Origin of the sequence: Fluviispira multicolorata (genome assembly GCF_009208585.1) — a bacterium.
GTDB classification, from domain to species: Bacteria; Bdellovibrionota_B; Oligoflexia; order Silvanigrellales; family Silvanigrellaceae; genus Silvanigrella; species Silvanigrella multicolorata.
The window spans coordinates 384,050-402,748 of the sequence record NZ_WFLN01000005.1 but is presented as its reverse complement, the minus strand read 5'-3'; the positions used below and the strand labels follow the sequence as shown (position 1 = coordinate 402,748).

Here is an 18,699-nt window from a genome sequence, read left to right as displayed (position 1 = left end):
AACTATTGTAAATATATAAATTTTTATTTTTCAAAATAAGCATATCTTCTTTCAAAATCAAAAACGAAATTTTTTGCAAAAATACACTTGTAATATTCAATAAGACATTGTAATTACCTTCAATATAGTTTCAAGCAATCATTTTAAAAAAATTATTAAAATAATTTTGTGGTTAATTATCTTTTTATAGTTAATACATCTTAACTATTATAAACAGTTAATTTTACCCATTTATAAATTTAATTTTTTTAAACTAAATATTTCTAATTCAAAAGGAGCATTTGCATGCCAATTTCCTTTGATATTGTTGTAGGAGCTGATAGATCATCGTCAAACGTAACTGCAATAGGTTATGAATCTCATATAATCAGACAAGATGAAAGAGAACTCTTTCAAATTGGGAAAAACTCTCAACTTCTAGATGTCGTTGAAAACCATTCAGGCAATCGTCCTGAAGATGTAAATTTAACCAACAGCGATGAGCCTTGGGGTAGTTTATATGATAAATATGATTGGCAACCCGTAACAAGTAATTATATGATTAAAGACATTGTTGTAACAGAAATTAAACAAGTTCCAGTCATTATAGCTAATAAAGTGTTTGAAAATAAAAGTCGTAAAATTGCAACCTACAATGCTTCTATTTCAGACTCTGTAGCAAATACCGTAGAAAGCACTTGGAATACATCAAATAAAATATCAGCAGGTTTTAGTATTAAAGGAAAAGTACAAGTTTACGGAGCCGAAGTTGAACCATCCCTTTCCTTTGGCTTTGAACACGCTTGGGGAAAGGGGGGCACCACACGACAAATGACAACAGTCGGATCAACAACTGGTCTATCTGTAACATTAAATCCAAATGAATCTGTAATTGCTGAACTCGTCGCAACCAGAGGTAAAATGAATGTTAAAATTAAGTATTACTTAATTTTAACAGGATTTGCTGCAGTTAATTATTTTCCAGAATTTAAAGGTCATTACTTTTGGGCATATCCAATTAATAATATTTTAAATGGCGAAAAATATAAAGTAATAACAGAAAATATTCAAATTGATTATTATTCAAATGCAAAAGTCGTTCTTAAAGATATGAAAACTTCCAGAGTATTGCAAAGTAAATCGTTCTAGAGGATTTATGATTCTTTGTAGTGCTGTGAAAATTTAGTCAAGAAATAAAATTATGTCATATTATTCCATTAGGAAATCCATGGCACAAAAAAACAGCCAAAAATAAATGCATAAAAATTATATTTTTATGCAAAATAATATATATTGACAAAAAATAAAAAATACATATAAACAGATCGATTTAATATAAAGTTAAATCTTTTTATTATTAAGGAGTAAAAAATGATAAAAATATTATACTTGGGATTGCTTTTTAAATTTGCATTTCTAAGTTTTTCTGCTTCAGCTGAGTATCTTTTTTGCATCAGTCAAGAAGATGCTAAAAATGATAAATGGGGAAATTGGCACTGGGCAAATATCACACAAAATGAAAAAAAAGCTCTCAGTCAAAAACCAATCTCTATTATAAATAACTGGATTTACTTAAATAGCACACCTTCAATTTATTTTTCCTCAAATTCGGGGTATGTTTCGATTCCAAATGAACCTGAAACACTCAATTATAATTTTAACTCTCTTGATAAAGCAAAAGATTTTTGCAAAGTATTGCGCGATATATGCAAAAAAAATTCAAATGATTTAAATTTCTATTATGTTGGACAATCTATCTCATCTCTTAGTCAGTGGCGCAGCATAAATGTGAAGTATTTGTCTGAATTAGGAGAGCCTAAAAAGCATACATGTCCAAACTGGAATACTAATAATGAATGAAATTTAAATTCAACTATTCTTCATAAAATTACCTGAAATTAAAATATAGTTCAATACAATTTTTTAATTCTCCGTGACATTTCGAACCGATCAAAAATCAGACACCTCTTGCAATTATTAATAATTCTGCTACCATAAAAATGATAAGCGCTCATTTGAAAATCAGCTTGCAAGCGCTCAAAAAATATAGCTAAAGCGGGAGTCAGTTTATGTCTTTTATCTTCATTATTTTTAATCTATTTACTCTCAATTTTTTCAATTTATATCTTTACTCTCTTCGACATAGTTTCCAGTAAATTCCGTGCTCACAACAATTAAATATTTTTTCAATCGAAAGGAAAATAAAATGTCAGATATTTGTAACCATATTTTAGGATTTCCAAGAATTGGCAGCCAACGCGAGTTAAAAAAAGCAACAGAAGCATACTGGAAAAATGAAATCACCGAACTGGAACTAAAAAAAATTGGGAAAAAAATAAGAGAAGAAAATTGGAAAATCCAAAGTGAAGCCGGTTTAGATTTTATTACAGTCGGTGACTTTTCTTTTTATGATCAAGTACTGGATACCAGTTTATTATTTGGAAATGTTCCAGATCGATTTTTAGAAAAAGGCAGTGAAGCTAATTTTGACACTTTATTTTGCATGGCGAGAGGACACGCACCAAATAATATAAATGCACGTGCATGTGAAATGACCAAATGGTTTAATACAAATTATCACTATATTGTTCCAGAATTTAAGCAGGGACAAAAATTTAAAATTTCTTTAAATTCTTTACTTGAACAAATTGAACACGCATCGTCATTTGGATACAAAATTAAACCAGTTCTTATTGGACCATTAACCTATCTTTGGCTAGGCAAAGCCTCTGAAAATGACTTTAATAAGTTAGATCTGTTAAATAACTTAATCGAGGAATATACAAAGATTTTTAATTTATTATCATTAAAAAATATCGAATGGATTCAAGTTGACGAACCTATTTTGACTTTAGATCTCAGCCCCGAATGGAAAGAGGCATTTTATAATGTTTATACAAAATTTGATTTTAAAAATTTAAAAATTTTACTCACAACTTATTTTGGTTCAATTCAAGATAATATTGACATTGTTAATAAAATTCCAATCCATGGATTGCATTTAGATTTATGTTCAAATCCTGAGCAAATAAATGAAGTTATAAAAAACTATCCAAAGAATAAAGTTTTGTCCCTTGGTTTAATAAATGGTCGTAATATTTGGAAATCAAATATTACAAAAATAACAGACACAATTTGTAAGATAAAGCAAAAGTTTTCGGGCGAATTGTGGTTGAGTAGCAGTTGTTCACTTATGCACAGCCCCGTGGATCTAGATCAAGAAAAAAACTTAGATCCCGAAATTAAAAACTGGCTAGCATTTGCAAAACAAAAAGTATTAGAAATTAAACTTTGTTCCAATATTATAAATAGTAAGGATACAAAACAAAGTGAATTGTTACTGAACGAGAATGCACAAGCAATTGAAAGCAGAAAAAATTCAAAGAGAGTTCATAATGAGGCTGTCAAAAAGAGAGTTTCAGAGATCAACAAAAAAGACGGTGATCGAAAAAATCCGTACTCAATTCGTGCCTTAAAACAAAAAGAAACTCTAAAATTACCACTTTTTCCAACAACAACTATTGGTTCATTTCCACAAACTCAGAAAATTAGAAATGTAAGAAATAATTATAAAAATAAAAAAATAAGCAAAGAGGATTATACAAAGGAAATACAAAATCATATTTTAGAGTCTATTCGAAAACAAGAAGAACTCAATATAGATGTTCTTGTTCATGGTGAAGCAGAGCGCAACGACATGGTTGAATATTTTGGAGAGCTCCTCGAAGGTTTTGTTTTTACTTCCAATGGCTGGGTGCAAAGTTATGGAACACGCTGTGTAAAACCACCAATTATTTTTGGTGATATTTCAAGACCAGCCTCAATGACCATTGATTGGATAAAATATTCACAATCGTTGACACAAAAACACGTAAAAGGAATGCTTACCGGTCCTGTCACCATATTATCATGGTCATTTGTCCGAGATGACCAACTTCCTAAAGAAACAGCATTGCAAATTGCTCTCGCCCTCCGCGATGAAGTAATAGATTTAGAAAAAGCTGATGTTAAAATAATTCAAATTGATGAACCTGCATTTAGAGAAGCTCTTCCATTGAAAAAATCAGAATGGCAAGAATATTTAACTTGGGCTGTAAACTGCTTTAGAATTTCAGCTGCAGGAGTGCAAGACTCTACTCAAATTCATACGCATATGTGCTATTCAGAGTTTAACGATATTATAAAATCAATTGCAGATTTAGATGCTGATGTCATTACAATAGAATGTTCACGCTCAAATATGGAATTGTTACAAGCTTTTGAAAATTTTGCATATCCAAATGATATAGGACCAGGAGTTTATGACATTCACTCTCCACAAATTCCTAGTAAAAAGGAGATTAAAGAATTATTGGAAAATGCGTTGAAATATATACCTGCGGAAAGACTTTGGGTAAATCCTGATTGTGGTTTAAAAACCAGAAATTGGCCTGAAGTAGAAATTGCTTTAAAAAATATGACAGAGGCCGCTTTTGACCTTAGAAAACAATATAGTCATCGCGATCTTTAAAAGGAGAGAGTGGTTTTTCTGCAAACATTATTTAATCTTTGCAGAAAAACTTAAGTAAAATAAAATATCAATGAAAGAAACCAATAGGTTCATCAAATTTAGAATTGTCATCTGAGTTCCCATTATCCTCATTTAGCAATTCAATAAACAAAGAAGCTTTTGCACCAAGGGCATAATAAAGACCCTTGTCATTTATCCTCAAGTCTGAGCTATTTAAACATTTTATCATATCGAGAATTTCTCTTTTCATGATATTACAATTTGAAGCTTTCATAATTTATCCTTAAAATAGATTTTTATTTTTTAAACATTGCTAATTTTAAATTCTTTTTTTAATTAAAAAAAGAATTTATTTGGAAGTAAATTAAATAATATTATTATAAAACATCAGTGCTCTCCTTTACTTTATGAGCACCTTTGTGTATCCTAAGTTTGCAGGAGAGGGTACACAATGTGTGCTCTTTTTTTTTTGAACAAAATTATTTTACATTATCTCCTTGACGCTATTTCTCATTTATGAGAAATAAATTATAGAAAAATGATAATTCATAAGTAACATATTGTCGATATTCTGTCAATAAAGGCATGAAATTAATGAAAAAAAAAGTTTCTTCTGTAAAATGTTCCTCATTAAAAACAAAATTAGCTCAAGAGATAAATAAAACACGAAAAGAGCAAAATCTTACAATAGCGCAAATTGCAAAGTACCTCGAAGTTTCCACAGCAAATGCAGGAAAATATGCAAATGCAAATGTTGAATCTCCCCCATATCGAGTTATTGCATGCCTTGCACGTTTGCAAGGGAGAAAAGTTTCAGACCTAGTAAAAGAAATTGAAGAAGAAGATAATTATAAAGAGAATGATAAATTTGATGATTATATGGATGTTATTAATTTTTTAAATTCAGACTTAGAAAATGAGTTTACTCTGTTATTTAAAATGATTCGAAAGAAATCATCCTTCCATGCAAATATAAAACTTAATATTGCTTGTCTTTTACGAATTTCTCGATTTCTATTGATGATTGACTATGATCTTTTATTAAAGAAAGAAGATGAGTTTCATATGTTTGTTAAATTATACTTAATGGCAAATAAAAATATAGATTCGATTGATGAACAGGATCTAACCGAAAGCAAGTCAACCATTATAATGGAACATGATAAACTATTTAGAATAAGTGAAGCAATTAAAGAAAAGTATTTAAAAAAAAGTCAAAATGCTTCACTAAAATAAATTAAATTTATCTATGCAGGTTGACCAAATGCAGGTTGACCCCGTAAATATCTTTCCAATTCAAAAGAAGGAAATTCTAAAAAAGATTGAAATTTTATTTTCGACATGAAATAACTCCTCTAATTAAATAATTTTTAAGCATTTTCAATTCGCATAATAAATGCATAATCTACAACACACTGATCTTCTTTTGTATTTGCAAAAGGTGCGGTCATTATTTCATTTAAAGCTTTTCGAATAATTTGCCGTCGTTCTTCTACATACATTTTTGATCGCTTTTGCACATGTTCAAAAGAATTTGTAATATTAGTCTGATTATCAGAAATAGCACACTTATTAGCTATTGCAAGAGCTGCTTGAGCTGTATATTTTGAAGTATAATATTTATTGTCTCCAAAAACAACAAAAACTAAATCATAATCACATTTTAGACCTCCTTCACTTTCATAAATAATACCATCCAATAAGAGTGCAGGTATTATTATTTTTTTAGCATATTCAACATTTTCAGTCGTTCCTAAATACTTAAAAATATCGTTTGAATTATCTTTTATTGATTGAACTATTGTATTAATTGTATATGCATAATGTGAATCAAAAATTCTATTAATGAAAGGCGCAGTGTCTTCAGACACATAAAAAATTTTTTTATTTTTAAATGGATCCGATTGTTCTTCACTACACTTCATATTTATTTGCTCCAGTATAGATTGACTTACCAGTCAATCTATACAATTAAAAATTTAATTTCAACAATAATTATAATAATTTTTAAAATATATAATTTTAATTTTCTAAAAATTATTTTAAAAACCTTACTTCATTTACTTTAAAAAAAATAATAAACAAAAATAATATTGTTAAAATTAATTAAAATATTAAAAAATGTTATACTTATTAATTTCAATGCTTACCAAAACATATTTTAGTAATTTTATAGATATAAAATTAAAATATTAACAAAATTTTCTTGCGCTTTATTATAAACTTAAGTATTAACATAAAAATGACGATCTCTTATCAAAGATAATAATTTCTTTAAGGAAATAATAAGTGAAACTAAGTTTAAAGATGAATAAAAGTTATTTTTTAATTTCAGCTCATTATTTTGTTACACATATTCCTTTTTTTGGATTTCTGGCAACGTTGGTTCTCATTCTCTCAAAAAGAGAGATAAGCTCAGAATTTATTGCTTTAATTTCTCTTATTTATACTATTTCATACAGAGCATCAAAAGTCTTCTTTGCACCTTTTCTCGATAAATTACATAATGAAAAAGGAATTTACATAGGCTGTCTATTATCTTCCCTTGGTTTTCTATTCTTTTACTTATCAACACATATTTATTTAGTTATAGCCTCAATTATTATTATCGGCTTCGGAATATCAATAAATGGTATTGCCACCAAAGTACTTGTTATGAACATTGCTGATCAAAGTGAAAATAAAGCAAATATTTTCTCAATTATTACAACGGTCGTAAATATTGCAGCAGCCCTGTCACAACCAGCAGCACTTTTTTTGTTTCGCTATAATTATGAAGATGTGCTTTTAATCTTATTCTCTATTTCTTTTTTTATACCATTTCTCTATTTTTTTAATAGATCAAAAAATGTAAATCTAGTTATTAAAGAAAAAGTAAATAATAATTCTTCGAGTTTTAACGTTTATATGCATTTCTTAAAAAGCAAATCTTTTCTACTTTTCATTGCACTAAATATGCTTATTTGGTCACTGTTTGGGCAAATATTTAATACTTTTGCACTTCATATAGGTCAAACACTCAATAAGCCTGATTTACTTGGTACCTTATATTTTGTTATCGCAATTTTAATTATTGCCCTACAAATTCCTATTAGCAATTGGACAAATAAACTCGATAAAGGAAGTCCTCACCAGAATTTATATAGATCTGCAATTGCATATGGATTAGCTTTTTTATTGATTTCTTTCAATTGTGAAGATTATATCTTCTTGGCTTTGATTGTTGCTTTTCTTGCTCTCGCTGAAGTCCTTTTTGGCCCATCCCTAGACGTACTAGCTTTGTCTGTTTGCGGAAAAGAGTATAAAAATATTTGGATTAGTTTAGTCTCTATCAGTACTGCCATAGGAGAATCTTTTGGAGGCAGCTTAGGAATATGGTTTTATAGCTTATTTAAAAATAATAATTATTATTGGTTTTATATAGGATTATTCTCAATTATATTATCAATTACCTTTTATTTTAGCAAATATTTTATAACTTCTGTACCACTTTTTATAAAAAATAGGAATGAAAATTCAAACTATTCTTTGCAAGAAAGTGAAGAAAACAAATCCATTTCATAGAAGTTTCTCAAAATATTGTCATTCACTCACTTTTTGCAAGAACTCTAAACTTTTAATTTTATAAAAAAACTCTTATTCCAAAACGATTTAATCACACCCTATCAAAAAGCAGACACACTCATTTTTTAAAAGTATTCTTTAATACTATACTCAAAAAAGCTGAGTGAAAAAAATTTGTGAATTTAAAAATAATAATCTGATATGGGCATTTCTATGAAAAACAGTGGCACAAAAAATTGGTTTAAGCTTCTTATACTGGCTTTTTCGGTCATTTTTATTCTTGGACAAGGGCGATATTCTAAAAATACAAATTCACAAGAACCAAAGAACGATCTTCCTATTGTACAAATAAACATGCTTTCATTTGACGACGTTAATGCAGTCTTAACATCAAAGCTTCAATTATTCTTCTCCCCTAAATTAGTCAATGAAAGTGGAATTGTGCAAGATGAGTATAATTTTATAGATGTTCTTAACTTTAATGAATCTATTTTAACTATTAAAGGCAATAAAAGATATGCAGCATTTGACAATGGTCTCTCCTCTAACTACCAACTTGATAGCACGCTGAATCACTTTTATTATCCCTTCGACAGTTACAAAATCAACTTAATTTATTTTTTAGATAAAACAAATTCTAAAGGTGTCATTGAAAGAGTACCATTTAAAAACAATTGTGATTTTTGTTCTATTAGAGGCTATCAGATCAATACAAAAGATATTTTTGATAAAAATAGAAATATCTTAACACTCGAAACACATATAATGCGACCTATTTCAACAAAAATTATAGTTATAATAAATATCATTGTTATGTGGGTCTTGTCATTGGTTATATTGTTTATGACAATTAGCATAGCAAAAAGTAAAATTAAACCTGATATTGGCACATTTGGTTTTATAGCAGGACTTCTTTTTGCTCTTCCACTTATTCGTAATATTTCGCCAATGATTCCATATATGGGAGTTTTTATAGATTTCATTGGATTCTTTCTAAATGAATTCACTGTCGCTTGTTGTATGGTTGCTTCTGCTTATTGCTGGATATTACGTAAAGACTCTGCAAGTCATTAAAAATATTTTAAAATTTTTCTTTAATTATAATATCAATGTACTATTATAAATAATAAAAAAAAACATAGGTTAAATAAAATTAAAAAAAATTTGACCACCATTTACAAAAAATATAAGTTAAATTTTAGAATAAATTGTATTTATTTTTTATTTTAATAATTAACTACTAGATACATTATTATAATATATCTATTTATTAATCTCTACAAAATGGATGAAAATTTATGACTCCAAAAAAAATAACTCTATTAGTAAAATATTTAAAATCACTTAATAAGAGTGTGAGCTGGAAAGAGTTAGAAATTGAAATTGAAAATTTATCTATCGAAATAAAAGACATATTAAATTACCTAGAAGATCCTCTTAATTTACCATATGGTCGAAAGTTAGTTTTTAAATCTTCTTTAATTGAATGTCTTATTATGACCTGGTCAATTGAAAAAGCTTGCTTACCACATGATCATGGAATATCCGAAGGAGCCATATATGTTGTTAATGGTCAGGGAAAAAACAGTATATTTAATTTTTCAAATAAACAAAGTAATCAAAGAGAACTCATAAATACATTTCTAAATAAAGGAGACTTTATATATGTACCAAAAGGAATAATACATTTAATGCAATCACTGGGAGACGATCGTTTAGTTACTCTCCACTTTTACTCTCCCGCTATCCATGATATGAAAGTTTTTGATACTAAAAATAATAGACAAGGGATTGTATCGGACGATTGTGGTGCTTGGTGGCCAGAAGTTCCAGAAAAACTTTTGCGAGAAGAAAAAATAGATGAAAAATTTTTAAATATACCAAATAAAATTCTGTAGGATTTTAAATGATAATTTTTAGCTGGTGGTAAAATGGAAAATCAAGCTTATTTTAATGATAATAAATTTATGAATTTTCAAAATATAAATGATATTCGAGCACTCATCTTTTCAGGAAATTTTACTACTAAAATTAATTTAGAACACATAAAAGATGAAAAAGAAAATATTTTTTATGAAAGCAATTTTTGCCGATTAAGTTTATACAGTGCCACTCATGAAATTGCACATAAACAATTAACAAATTCAATTGAAACAATCCTTATTCCTATTAACGGTGTAATAAGTTTAGGCATACTCAAAGAAAATTTGAATGATTTGAATCAACAAGAATTAAAAGATTTAATCTTAATTGGCCCATCTGAACCTTTTACAATTATAGAACCCTCAAAGTTTATTTATTTGACAAAAGAAAAGACACCTGTAGATCTTATAATTTGTGAGCTAGGTGAATTATCTAGCAAGATTTCAACAACCGAACTCATCGAAAATGAATCCATTCATCTAAAAAATAAACTTTTATCATTAAATGATTATTACTATGGCTATGAAAGGCGATATAAAAAAGTTTATGACGAAGGTGCATTCTTATGGGAAAGTGACTCTCCAAATGAAATTTTAGTTCAATTTTTAGAACATTTTCCAATAGAAAAACTAGGTAAGAAACTCATTGATCTAGGGTGTGGAGAAGGACGGGATTCTCTGTATCTTGCAAATAAAGGTTTTGAAGTGATAGGTGTTGACGTTTCAGCAAGTGCCCTCAAACGAGCACGTGAGATTGCAGAAGAAAAAAATATTTCTCTATGTTTTTTAGAACGTGACGTTATATACCTTAGGAATTTACCATTTGAAGGATTTGATACCGCTATCAACATGGGCTGTCTTCATATGATTTCTGATTTAAATCATAGACTATTGCATATAAAAAGAGTTTATGAAATTTTAAAACCGGGCGGATATTTTCTTGTTGCCCACTGTAAATCTGAGTGGGGAAAAGGATTTTTTTCTATACCACATTGGGAAAAAATCGGAAAATTAAATCCTGGAGAAATTATTAATAGAAGGATTAAGTTAATGAATAATAATGAAAAATTTATCCCATTAGAAGTGGTTCCTTATTTTGAATCCGATGAAAATAGTTTAATCAATGAATTTGTAGCTGTAGGCTTTAAAGTACATGAAGCATACTGCAAAAACACCGATGCATTTGGAAATACAGCAGTGATCTTATTTAAAAAGCCAATCTAAATTTTTTTAAGTATATTTCTATTTAAAAAATGGGGTAAATAAAGTGGTAGCATATGTATTATCTGTTCTATTCTATCGTTTAGCAAATGGATGCCTAGTGCTCGCAATCAGTTGGATTCTATTAAACCACAGTCAAGCTGCTGAAAAAAATTTAGTCTGGGTGGTTGTTGGAAGTTTTTTGCCAGCACTTCTTGTTGCACCACTTACAAATCACATTTTTAAATATTTTTCTGCTATAAAATCTACTCTCATCGCTTGTATCAGTATTATTGTGTTTTCTTTTTTTATGATTTTATTCATACATAATCCATTGATCATTATTATTTTAAATTTTCTTTTATGGTGTGTATTTTTCCTTCTTGAAAGCACATGGGAAGTTTGGTTTGCGGATATTGTTTCAGGAGTAAAAGGCGATAGTGCAAAAAATCTTAATTCACTCACAATGACAATTTCACAAGTGTCACTTATGTTAGGTCCACTTCTCGTTGGGCCAAGTTTAAGATACGCTGGTCAACAAGGGCCATTTTATACTGCGATTATTTTATACTTAATAGTAATCAGTTGTATTCTGTTCTATGAATTCAAATATCGATTATCTAAAAAAATAGGTTATGGAACAAATTCTAAGAAAATACAGCAAAAAAGTATATTAGAAATTTATAAAAAAGGCCCTTCCCTCTTTTTATTTGCATCATTAATTTTTATCTGGCCGGTTCTTGGCATGGTAAATATGATGTTACCCATTCTTGGCAAAAATAGATTCAATGGTGTCATTGATAAAGTTGCTCTGCTCGATGCCATGTTAAGCTTAGGTATGGCGGGTGCGGGTCTATTTTTAGCTACATTTATTGGTAAAAAAATGTTTTCCTCTAAAGGAATGTGCATTAGTTCAATTTTGGGAGTTTTTTCTGTATTTACATTATGTCTTTTAATTAAAGATTTTAATTTAATGATGCTTATTATCTTTATATTTGGCTTTTCTTTTGGTGGATTGAGAATACTTTTACGCAATGAACTGCTTGCAGTGTTAGAACCAGCAGAAATTGGCAGAATAATTGGTTTTTCAAATGCTCTTGGATTCCCCGTTGTTGTTACATTTGCCTTTGTTTATGGATTTTTCCCTAATACTGGTGAAGTTTCTCCATTGATGACGTTTTTATTATTCTTTGTATTAATTATTTTTAGCGTTCTACTTCCTAAGAAAAAACCAATTCAACCTGAAGTTAATGCTTCTATTTTATAAAAAAAATTGAAACACAAATGAAAATATTTTATAATTACATCATTTCTTTTTTCACTTTAAAACTCACAGGTGCTTGTACCAAAGGCAATACGATAATTTCATCTATATTTATATGCTCAGGTTCTTTTAATGTTTGCAAAATAACACGAGCAATATCTGAAGCTGTTAATGTTTTTACTTCAGCATAGACTGAGTCTGATTTTTGTTTATTACCATAATAACGAACAAAACTAAAATCTGTTTTTACCATGCCAGGAGAAATTAAAGAAACACGAATATTTTTGTCGTGTGTTTCTTGACGAAGAACTTCACTAAAAGCTCGTACTGCAAATTTTGTTGCACAATAAACAGAGCCACCTTCATAAGTAGAATGTCCAGCAATGCTTCCTAAATTAACAATATGACCTGATTTTTTTATAACCATTCTTTTAACCACAGCTGACGCCAATTTAAATGCTGCTGTAACATTAGTGTGTATCATTTCGTCAAGATCAGTAAAGTTAATATCAGCAACAGAATCTCGTCCACGTGCAAGTCCTGCGTTATTAATAAAAATATCGACATCTAGAGCATTTTCTTTTTCAAGAACAGATAAAAAGTCATTTTGCATAAGATCAAGTGGAATAATATTAATTTTTAATTCAGGATAAAGAGCTAAAATTTCTTTTTTAAGTTCATTTAATTTTTCCAGTCGACGCGCAACTAAATAAAGGTGAACACCTTCACGCGCAAGCCATGCAGCCGTTGCAAGACCTATTCCAGAACTAGCACCCGTAATTAAAGCTCTTTTATTTTTTAATTGTGTTTCATTGCTAATAAAAATATCATCTAAAAGTTTCACTGTGTTCATCTCCATGTGGATATTGAACTGTGATTATAGTGCCATCAAGCGGACTTTCAAACTCCCAAGTATTATTTTTACATTCTTTTGCAGTGTGTGTATTTATAGCAATCTTACCGCTGCCTCCAGGTATATCAATAATAAAATGCGGAATACAAAGTCCAGATATTGTGCCACGTAAACCTTTTACAAGCTCAATAGCTTTTTTAAGCGGAATACGGAATTGTTCTGTTCCTTTAGCAAGATCTGGGTAATGAATATAATAGGGCTTGACTCTGTTTTCAATAGCAACCTTAAATAAAGAAACAAGAGTTTCATGAGTGTCATTAATTTCTTTTAATAAAACACTCTGTAAAAGAACTGGAATTCCATTGTCGATGAGTTTTGCTAATGCGATTTTTGCTTCGGGTGTGAATTCATCTGCACTGTTCATATGCGCAGCAATCCAAATACTTTTATTTGTGCTTTTTAGCAGTTGAATAAGTGAGTTTGTGATACGAGATGGTAACACCGATGGAATACGACTGTGGAATCGAATCACTTTAACATGATCAATTGCAGCAATTTCAGATAAAATTTCTTGTAATACTTTATCTGTCATGACAAGAGGATCGCCTCCTGTTAAAATGACTTCCCAAATTTCAGAATGATCTTTAATATAATTTATTGCTGTCTTTGCATTTTCACTTTTTAAATTATGAGATGCATCCGACACTTTATTGCGGCGAAAACAAAAACGACAATAAACACCACATAAATAAGTTGGCTTAAAAAGAACTCGATCTGGATAGCGATGCACAATCCCTTCTACAGGTGTCCAACGCGCATCTCCAATAGGATCTTCGAGCTCTTCGGGTAAAAATATGATTTCATTTTTTGAAGGAATAAATTGTTTTGCGAGAGCTGTGTTTCCTTGTATTATATCTTCAATAAATAATTGTGGCACTCGGATATCAAAAGTGTCTTTTACTTTTTGTAATTCAGTTACTTCACTTTCACAGATCATTGCTTTTTCTGAAAGTTGATTTAAACTGATTAATGATTTTGCTAATTCTTGTGCCCAATTTTTTTCTGAAATCATATTTTTAAATTACCAATAAACCCTTCTAATTTTTTGTTACTTTTAGTACTGCTTTGCTTAGCTTGTACAAAACTGAATGTTATTATTCCACTTGAAACTAAAGAAACATCTTGTGACATATCTTGAGGTTCAAAACGAGAAACTCCACCAATAAGATATATTTTCATATTTTTATTATCTTTTGGAATCATTTCATCAAAGTTTGGAACATAGAGAGATTCTCCTCCACATTCAGCAATAGATGCCTTTCTTGCTTTGATAGGAACATTGATATTTAAAATTTCTAAACGTGGCCAATCAAGTGTGTGAGATTGTTCAATGACCTGACCAACAAGTTGAGCTGCTTTTAAAAATGCCTCATCAATTTCTGCTTGCGATCCTCCTCGATTGTCGGAATCAGCTGAAACAGCTATGGCTTTGTAACCAATCATGGCGGCTTCGGTTGCTGCACCCACAGTGCCACTGTAATTTACGTCAATCCCAACATTCATACCGTGATTGATTCCTGAGATAACAAAATCAGGTCTATCCTCTTTTAATATTTGCCCAAGAGCCAAAGCCACACAATCGGCAGGAGTGCCGTCAACAGCATAAATTTCTTCGGAAATTTTCTTAACACGAATGGGATCATAAAAACTCATAGCATGGGATTTCCCACTGCGTTCGCCATTTGGTGCAACAACTGTTATTTTATGACCTAAGGATTTGAGGTGGTTCATAAGAACTTGCATACCTTTTGCCAAATAACCATCATCATTAGATAGGAGAAGATGCATAGTGAAAAAAACCTCATTGATTTGGACTATTTTATGGATTGGACTGCTAGGAAGGCAATCATTGTTTGCTTCTCCCCTTACTTTTCAAAATTCTTCACATTTTTCAGAAGAAAATATGAAAAAGTCGTTAGCTTGGTATACTTTAAATCCCCACCCAATGGGAAGCGAAAATCAGACTAAAGTTGCACAAACTTTAGAACTCACACTCAAAAAACTTGGTTGGAAAACAACAAAACAAAAATTCAATACTTTGGTACCAAACGTCGACTCAGAAAAATTTAATGGTGATCATAAAAATGAAAAAGCAACAAAAACCATAAATGGGTATAATATTATTGGAACCTTAAGTGGAAAAGAGCATTGCTCTCTTATAATAGGTGGTCATTATGATACAAAATATTTTAAAAACTTTCGTTTTGTGGGAGCAAATGATGGTGGTTCCTCAACAATTTTTATGCTTGAATTAGCACGTCTTTTAAAAAAAGAAAAATTTAAAGCTGGTACCTTAGGAAGTTGCTCAATCTCTCTTGTTTTTTTTGATGGTGAAGAAGCTTTTTTACCAAATTGGGAAGAAGGTAAATTTCTTTTAGGAATTCAAGATAATTTATATGGATCACGTGAATTTGTTAATAAATATATTCATAAAAAAAACAATGTATATTATTTTGAAAATCGCCCCATTAATCTTACTATTATCCTTGATATGATAGGACATAAAGAACAAAGCCTTATGATAACAGATGGATCAAACGATGTTTACTCTGAAGCATTTATTAAATCAACAAAAAATACTCAAATAAAAAAAACATGGCTTTCAATGGAAGATGATCATATACCATTTAAAGAATTAAATTTACCTTTTTTACATATTATCGATTGGACAAATATAAGTGAATGGCACACTGCTAAAGATACAGAAGAAATAATATCATTTAAAAATCTAGCTGACTTTGGCAAAACTTTTCTAAACTTTCTTTCTCACAAAAGGCTTGAAAATGGAAAATAATCAATCAACCCTTGCTCTTTTTTTAGGAGGAGCTCATTCGGGTAAAAGTCAATTTGCTGAACAGTGTGCGGCAAAATGGAAGTCTGTCGCCTATTATGCCACAGGAGGACAAATTGAGAATTCTCCTGAATGGGAGAGTCGTATCCTAAAACACAAAGAAAGGAGACCAAGCCAGTGGCTTACCATAGAATATCCAATGGAAATTGAAGATGTTTCCTCCGTCTGCAAGCAAGAAAATCCCGATGCTTTGATAATTGACTGTTTAACACTTTGGATGGGTTGGAAGCTTAGTAAAAGTTTTCAGAGCTATTCACAAATTCAACTTTTAAAGCATTTAGAAACAGAATCAAATCATTTATTAAAAGAAATTCAAAATATAAAACGTCCTATCCTTGTAGTTTCTAATGAAGTGGGGGAAGGTGTTGTCCCAAGCTCAGAAAGTGGGCGACTCTTTCGCGAATCTATGGGTTATATAAATCATTTATTTGCTGATGCAGCACAAATAATATCCTTTAGTATTGCAGGTCAGAATCTTCTTTTAAAAAGTTCTCACATGAAAAGGCAAAATGGATTTTCGCCCCTTGGGATAATAAATTCTGAATATATTTTTTCTGAATTGAATTTAAATTAAATTACTTTGGAGCTCTTTATGTCTATTGATACGAAACAAAATCAAGAAATGATTTTAAGCGAAAAGTCTTTAGAAGTTCAAAAAATGTTCGATAAAATTTCTGGAAAATATGATTTTCTCAATCGATTACTCTCTGCTGGACAAGACATTCGCTGGCGAAATTATATGATTAAGAAATTACCAAAAATTCAAAATAAAACTGGCACACTCTATGATGTAGCCTGTGGCACAGGTGACGTTTTATTTTCTACTGCCACAAAACGAAATGATTATCAAAATCTTACAGGTTTTGATATTTCAAACGGAATGCTAGAACAAGCAAAAGAAAGAGGAAAATCAAAGTTTTCACATATATATTTTCAACAAGCCTCTGCAGAAAATATTCCGGCACAAGATGCTTCAGCAGATGCTGTTACTATATCATTTGGTTTTAGAAATGTTGATAAACGAGAAAAAGCATTGCAAGAGTTTCATCGTATTTTAAAAAATGGTGGTACTTTATTTATTTTAGAGTTTTTTCCTGCTAAAAATAATATTATGGCTAAATTATTTGATTTTTATTTTAAAAAGATACTACCCAAAATAGGTGGTATCTTTTCAGATAAATCCGCATATGAATATCTGCCAAAAAGTGTCTCTTCAATGCCAAGTGGAAACGAATTTATAAAAACACTTTCAGAAATTGGCTTTATAGAAATCGAACAAAAATGCTGGCTCGCTGGCGCAACGCGACTTTTCAAAGCAGTTAAAAAGAGTTAAAAAAATTATACTCAGCTTGTTTTGATTAAAAAAAACAAGCATTATGCCAATCGAGTTAACTTACGAATTGACTGTTTCTTTATTGAGGAGCTAAAAATGCTAAAGAGACCTAAAATTACTGTTGTGGGTGCTGGTGGAAATGTGGGCGCATCTGTTATCCAGTGGTGTGCACAAAAAGAACTTGGCGACCTCGTTCTTATTGACCTCAAACCAAATGTTGCTCAAGGACGTGCCTTAGACCTTTCTCAAGGTGGTGCTTTTGCAGGTTTCAATGCAACCTTTACGTCTTCTGATGACTCATCATATATGCAGGATTCTGATATCGTAGTTATCACTGCAGGTGTACCACGTAAACCAGGACAAACACGCGAAGAACTCGTTGGAATTAACGCCGGCATTGTTAAAGCAGTCTGTGAAAATGTTAAGCAATATGCTCCAAATTCAATTGTCATTATTGTTTCTAATCCACTGGATGCTATGCTCACTGTTGCACAAAAAGTAACAGGCTTTCCACGTGAAAGAGTTATTGGTATGTCTGGTGTGCTTGACTCTTCTCGTTTCCGTTCAAACATTGCACGCGCATTAAACGTACATATTAAAGATGTTTCAGCAATTGTCATGGGAGCACACACCGATAAAGACATGGTTCCTATCACAAGTACAGCAACAGTTGGCGGCGTTCCTCTCAATAAACTCTTAAAAGCAGAACAGATTGCAGATGTCGTGAGCAGGACAAAACGCGGTGGCGCAGAACTTACAGAACTCATTGGAACCTCTGCTTGGGTTGCGCCTGGGTTTGGCGTGACAGCTATGGTAGAAAGCATTGTATTAAATCAGGGACGAATTTTGCCTTGTTCTGTTGAACTCAAAGGTGAATATGACATTTCTGAAGGCGCATGTCTTTGCGTGCCAGTTAAATTAACAAATAAAGGTGCTGAAAAAGTATTTGAAATAGATCTTTCTTCTGACGAAAAAGCAGCCCTTAAAGCAGCTCACACTGCTTATCTCGAAGTCAGAAAAATCGCTTTGAGCAGCATTTAAATCTAGTAAACACTTTTATAAAGTTAAGTTTAAAATTCAATTCATTAGAAGCCCTTTTATATAAAATACGAGGGTTTCTTTTTTATTCTAAAAAAGTTATATTCCTTCAAACTAAAAAGTTT

At 30.5% G+C, this 18,699-nt stretch carries 18 protein-coding genes; 13 read left to right on the top strand and 5 right to left on the bottom strand.

Annotated elements, in window-relative coordinates:
- The first annotated feature begins 285 nt into the window (after positions 1-285).
- From GCL57_RS05310 to metE, 3 genes are all read left to right on the top strand, one after another.
- A complete protein-coding gene (locus tag GCL57_RS05310; RefSeq protein ID WP_152212242.1) occupies positions 286-1,128 on the top strand; it encodes an ETX/MTX2 family pore-forming toxin in 843 nt (280 codons plus the stop codon).
- Positions 1,129-1,350: 222 nt separating this feature from the next.
- Positions 1,351-1,839 carry a hypothetical protein gene (locus GCL57_RS05305; RefSeq protein ID WP_152212241.1) on the top strand — a complete coding sequence of 163 codons (489 nt, stop codon included), beginning with the start codon at positions 1,351-1,353 and terminating at the stop codon, positions 1,837-1,839.
- A gap of 346 nt (positions 1,840-2,185) precedes the next feature.
- Positions 2,186-4,489, top strand: a complete 2,304-nt coding sequence (metE, locus tag GCL57_RS05300) for a 5-methyltetrahydropteroyltriglutamate--homocysteine S-methyltransferase (RefSeq protein ID WP_152212240.1) — start codon at positions 2,186-2,188, stop codon at positions 4,487-4,489.
- A gap of 67 nt (positions 4,490-4,556) precedes the next feature.
- Here the strand turns inward: metE and GCL57_RS05295 are convergent, their stop codons facing one another.
- The gene (locus GCL57_RS05295) at positions 4,557-4,763 is read right to left on the bottom strand and encodes a hypothetical protein (protein ID WP_152212239.1); all 207 of its coding nucleotides are present in this window, start codon (positions 4,761-4,763) and stop codon (positions 4,557-4,559) included.
- 320 nt (positions 4,764-5,083) lie between these two features.
- Here GCL57_RS05295 and GCL57_RS05290 point away from each other — a divergent pair, with 320 nt between their 5' ends.
- Positions 5,084-5,725 carry a hypothetical protein gene (locus GCL57_RS05290; RefSeq protein ID WP_152212238.1) on the top strand — a complete coding sequence of 214 codons (642 nt, stop codon included), beginning with the start codon at positions 5,084-5,086 and terminating at the stop codon, positions 5,723-5,725.
- 134 nt (positions 5,726-5,859) lie between these two features.
- On the opposite strand, the gene GCL57_RS05285 is transcribed toward GCL57_RS05290, so the two are convergent.
- The gene (locus GCL57_RS05285; protein ID WP_152212237.1) at positions 5,860-6,414 is read right to left on the bottom strand and encodes a hypothetical protein; all 555 of its coding nucleotides are present in this window, start codon (positions 6,412-6,414) and stop codon (positions 5,860-5,862) included.
- Between the two features lie 364 nt (positions 6,415-6,778).
- On the opposite strand from GCL57_RS05285, the gene GCL57_RS05280 reads away from it, so the two are divergent.
- The 5 genes from GCL57_RS05280 to GCL57_RS05260 all read left to right on the top strand — a co-directional run bounded on the left by GCL57_RS05280 (position 6,779) and on the right by GCL57_RS05260 (position 12,442).
- Positions 6,779-8,053, top strand: a complete 1,275-nt coding sequence (locus GCL57_RS05280; protein WP_152212236.1) for an MFS transporter — start codon at positions 6,779-6,781, stop codon at positions 8,051-8,053.
- Positions 8,054-8,266: 213 nt separating this feature from the next.
- Complete coding sequence (locus tag GCL57_RS05275; RefSeq protein ID WP_161597610.1) at positions 8,267-9,127, top strand: DUF4436 family protein; 861 nt, start codon at positions 8,267-8,269, stop codon at positions 9,125-9,127.
- Between the two features lie 224 nt (positions 9,128-9,351).
- Positions 9,352-9,951 carry a cysteine dioxygenase gene (locus GCL57_RS05270; protein ID WP_152212234.1) on the top strand — a complete coding sequence of 200 codons (600 nt, stop codon included), beginning with the start codon at positions 9,352-9,354 and terminating at the stop codon, positions 9,949-9,951.
- Positions 9,952-9,984: 33 nt separating this feature from the next.
- Entirely contained in the window at positions 9,985-11,199 is a 1,215-nt protein-coding gene (locus GCL57_RS05265) for a class I SAM-dependent methyltransferase (protein WP_211363223.1), read from the top strand.
- A gap of 43 nt (positions 11,200-11,242) precedes the next feature.
- Entirely contained in the window at positions 11,243-12,442 is a 1,200-nt protein-coding gene (locus GCL57_RS05260; protein WP_152212233.1) for an MFS transporter, read from the top strand.
- A 34-nt stretch (positions 12,443-12,476) separates the two neighbouring features.
- On the opposite strand, the gene GCL57_RS05255 is transcribed toward GCL57_RS05260, so the two are convergent.
- From GCL57_RS05255 to surE, 3 genes are read right to left on the bottom strand one after another with little or no spacing between them, the layout of a single operon-like run.
- A complete protein-coding gene (locus GCL57_RS05255) occupies positions 12,477-13,283 on the bottom strand; it encodes an SDR family NAD(P)-dependent oxidoreductase (RefSeq protein WP_161597609.1) in 807 nt (268 codons plus the stop codon).
- Positions 13,267-14,364 (bottom strand): KamA family radical SAM protein, encoded by a 1,098-nt coding sequence (locus GCL57_RS05250; RefSeq protein WP_152212231.1) that lies wholly within the window; start codon positions 14,362-14,364, stop codon positions 13,267-13,269. The genes GCL57_RS05255 and GCL57_RS05250 overlap by 17 nt, the downstream gene beginning before the upstream one ends.
- On the bottom strand, positions 14,361-15,140 hold the full coding sequence (gene surE, locus GCL57_RS05245; protein WP_152212230.1) for a 5'/3'-nucleotidase SurE: 780 nt from the start codon (positions 15,138-15,140) through the stop codon (positions 14,361-14,363). The genes GCL57_RS05250 and surE overlap by 4 nt, the downstream gene beginning before the upstream one ends.
- 1 nt (position 15,141) lies before the next feature.
- On the opposite strand from surE, the gene GCL57_RS05240 reads away from it, so the two are divergent.
- The 4 genes from GCL57_RS05240 (at position 15,142) to GCL57_RS05225 (ending at position 18,577) form a co-directional block, all read left to right on the top strand.
- A complete protein-coding gene (locus tag GCL57_RS05240; protein WP_152212229.1) occupies positions 15,142-16,146 on the top strand; it encodes a M28 family peptidase in 1,005 nt (334 codons plus the stop codon).
- Complete coding sequence (locus GCL57_RS05235) at positions 16,136-16,777, top strand: bifunctional adenosylcobinamide kinase/adenosylcobinamide-phosphate guanylyltransferase (RefSeq protein ID WP_152212228.1); 642 nt, start codon at positions 16,136-16,138, stop codon at positions 16,775-16,777. The genes GCL57_RS05240 and GCL57_RS05235 overlap by 11 nt, the downstream gene beginning before the upstream one ends.
- 18 nt (positions 16,778-16,795) lie before the next feature.
- Positions 16,796-17,536 carry a bifunctional demethylmenaquinone methyltransferase/2-methoxy-6-polyprenyl-1,4-benzoquinol methylase UbiE gene (gene ubiE, locus GCL57_RS05230; protein WP_152212227.1) on the top strand — a complete coding sequence of 247 codons (741 nt, stop codon included), beginning with the start codon at positions 16,796-16,798 and terminating at the stop codon, positions 17,534-17,536.
- 96 nt (positions 17,537-17,632) lie between these two features.
- A complete protein-coding gene (locus GCL57_RS05225; RefSeq protein WP_152212226.1) occupies positions 17,633-18,577 on the top strand; it encodes a malate dehydrogenase in 945 nt (314 codons plus the stop codon).
- Positions 18,578-18,699: the final 122 nt, after the last annotated feature.

Coding starts and splice junctions, on each gene's coding strand:
- GCL57_RS05310 (WP_152212242.1), top strand. CDS start 286: ATGCCAATTTCCTTTGATATTGTTGTAGGAGCTGATAGATCATCGTCA.
- GCL57_RS05305 (WP_152212241.1), top strand. CDS start 1,351: ATGATAAAAATATTATACTTGGGATTGCTTTTTAAATTTGCATTTCTA.
- metE (WP_152212240.1), top strand. CDS start 2,186: ATGTCAGATATTTGTAACCATATTTTAGGATTTCCAAGAATTGGCAGC.
- GCL57_RS05295 (WP_152212239.1), bottom strand. CDS start 4,763: ATGAAAGCTTCAAATTGTAATATCATGAAAAGAGAAATTCTCGATATG.
- GCL57_RS05290 (WP_152212238.1), top strand. CDS start 5,084: ATGAAAAAAAAAGTTTCTTCTGTAAAATGTTCCTCATTAAAAACAAAA.
- GCL57_RS05285 (WP_152212237.1), bottom strand. CDS start 6,414: ATGAAGTGTAGTGAAGAACAATCGGATCCATTTAAAAATAAAAAAATT.
- GCL57_RS05275 (WP_161597610.1), top strand. CDS start 8,267: ATGAAAAACAGTGGCACAAAAAATTGGTTTAAGCTTCTTATACTGGCT.
- GCL57_RS05270 (WP_152212234.1), top strand. CDS start 9,352: ATGACTCCAAAAAAAATAACTCTATTAGTAAAATATTTAAAATCACTT.
- GCL57_RS05265 (WP_211363223.1), top strand. CDS start 9,985: ATGGAAAATCAAGCTTATTTTAATGATAATAAATTTATGAATTTTCAA.
- GCL57_RS05250 (WP_152212231.1), bottom strand. CDS start 14,364: ATGATTTCAGAAAAAAATTGGGCACAAGAATTAGCAAAATCATTAATC.
- surE (WP_152212230.1), bottom strand. CDS start 15,140: ATGCATCTTCTCCTATCTAATGATGATGGTTATTTGGCAAAAGGTATG.
- GCL57_RS05235 (WP_152212228.1), top strand. CDS start 16,136: ATGGAAAATAATCAATCAACCCTTGCTCTTTTTTTAGGAGGAGCTCAT.
- ubiE (WP_152212227.1), top strand. CDS start 16,796: ATGTCTATTGATACGAAACAAAATCAAGAAATGATTTTAAGCGAAAAG.
- GCL57_RS05225 (WP_152212226.1), top strand. CDS start 17,633: ATGCTAAAGAGACCTAAAATTACTGTTGTGGGTGCTGGTGGAAATGTG.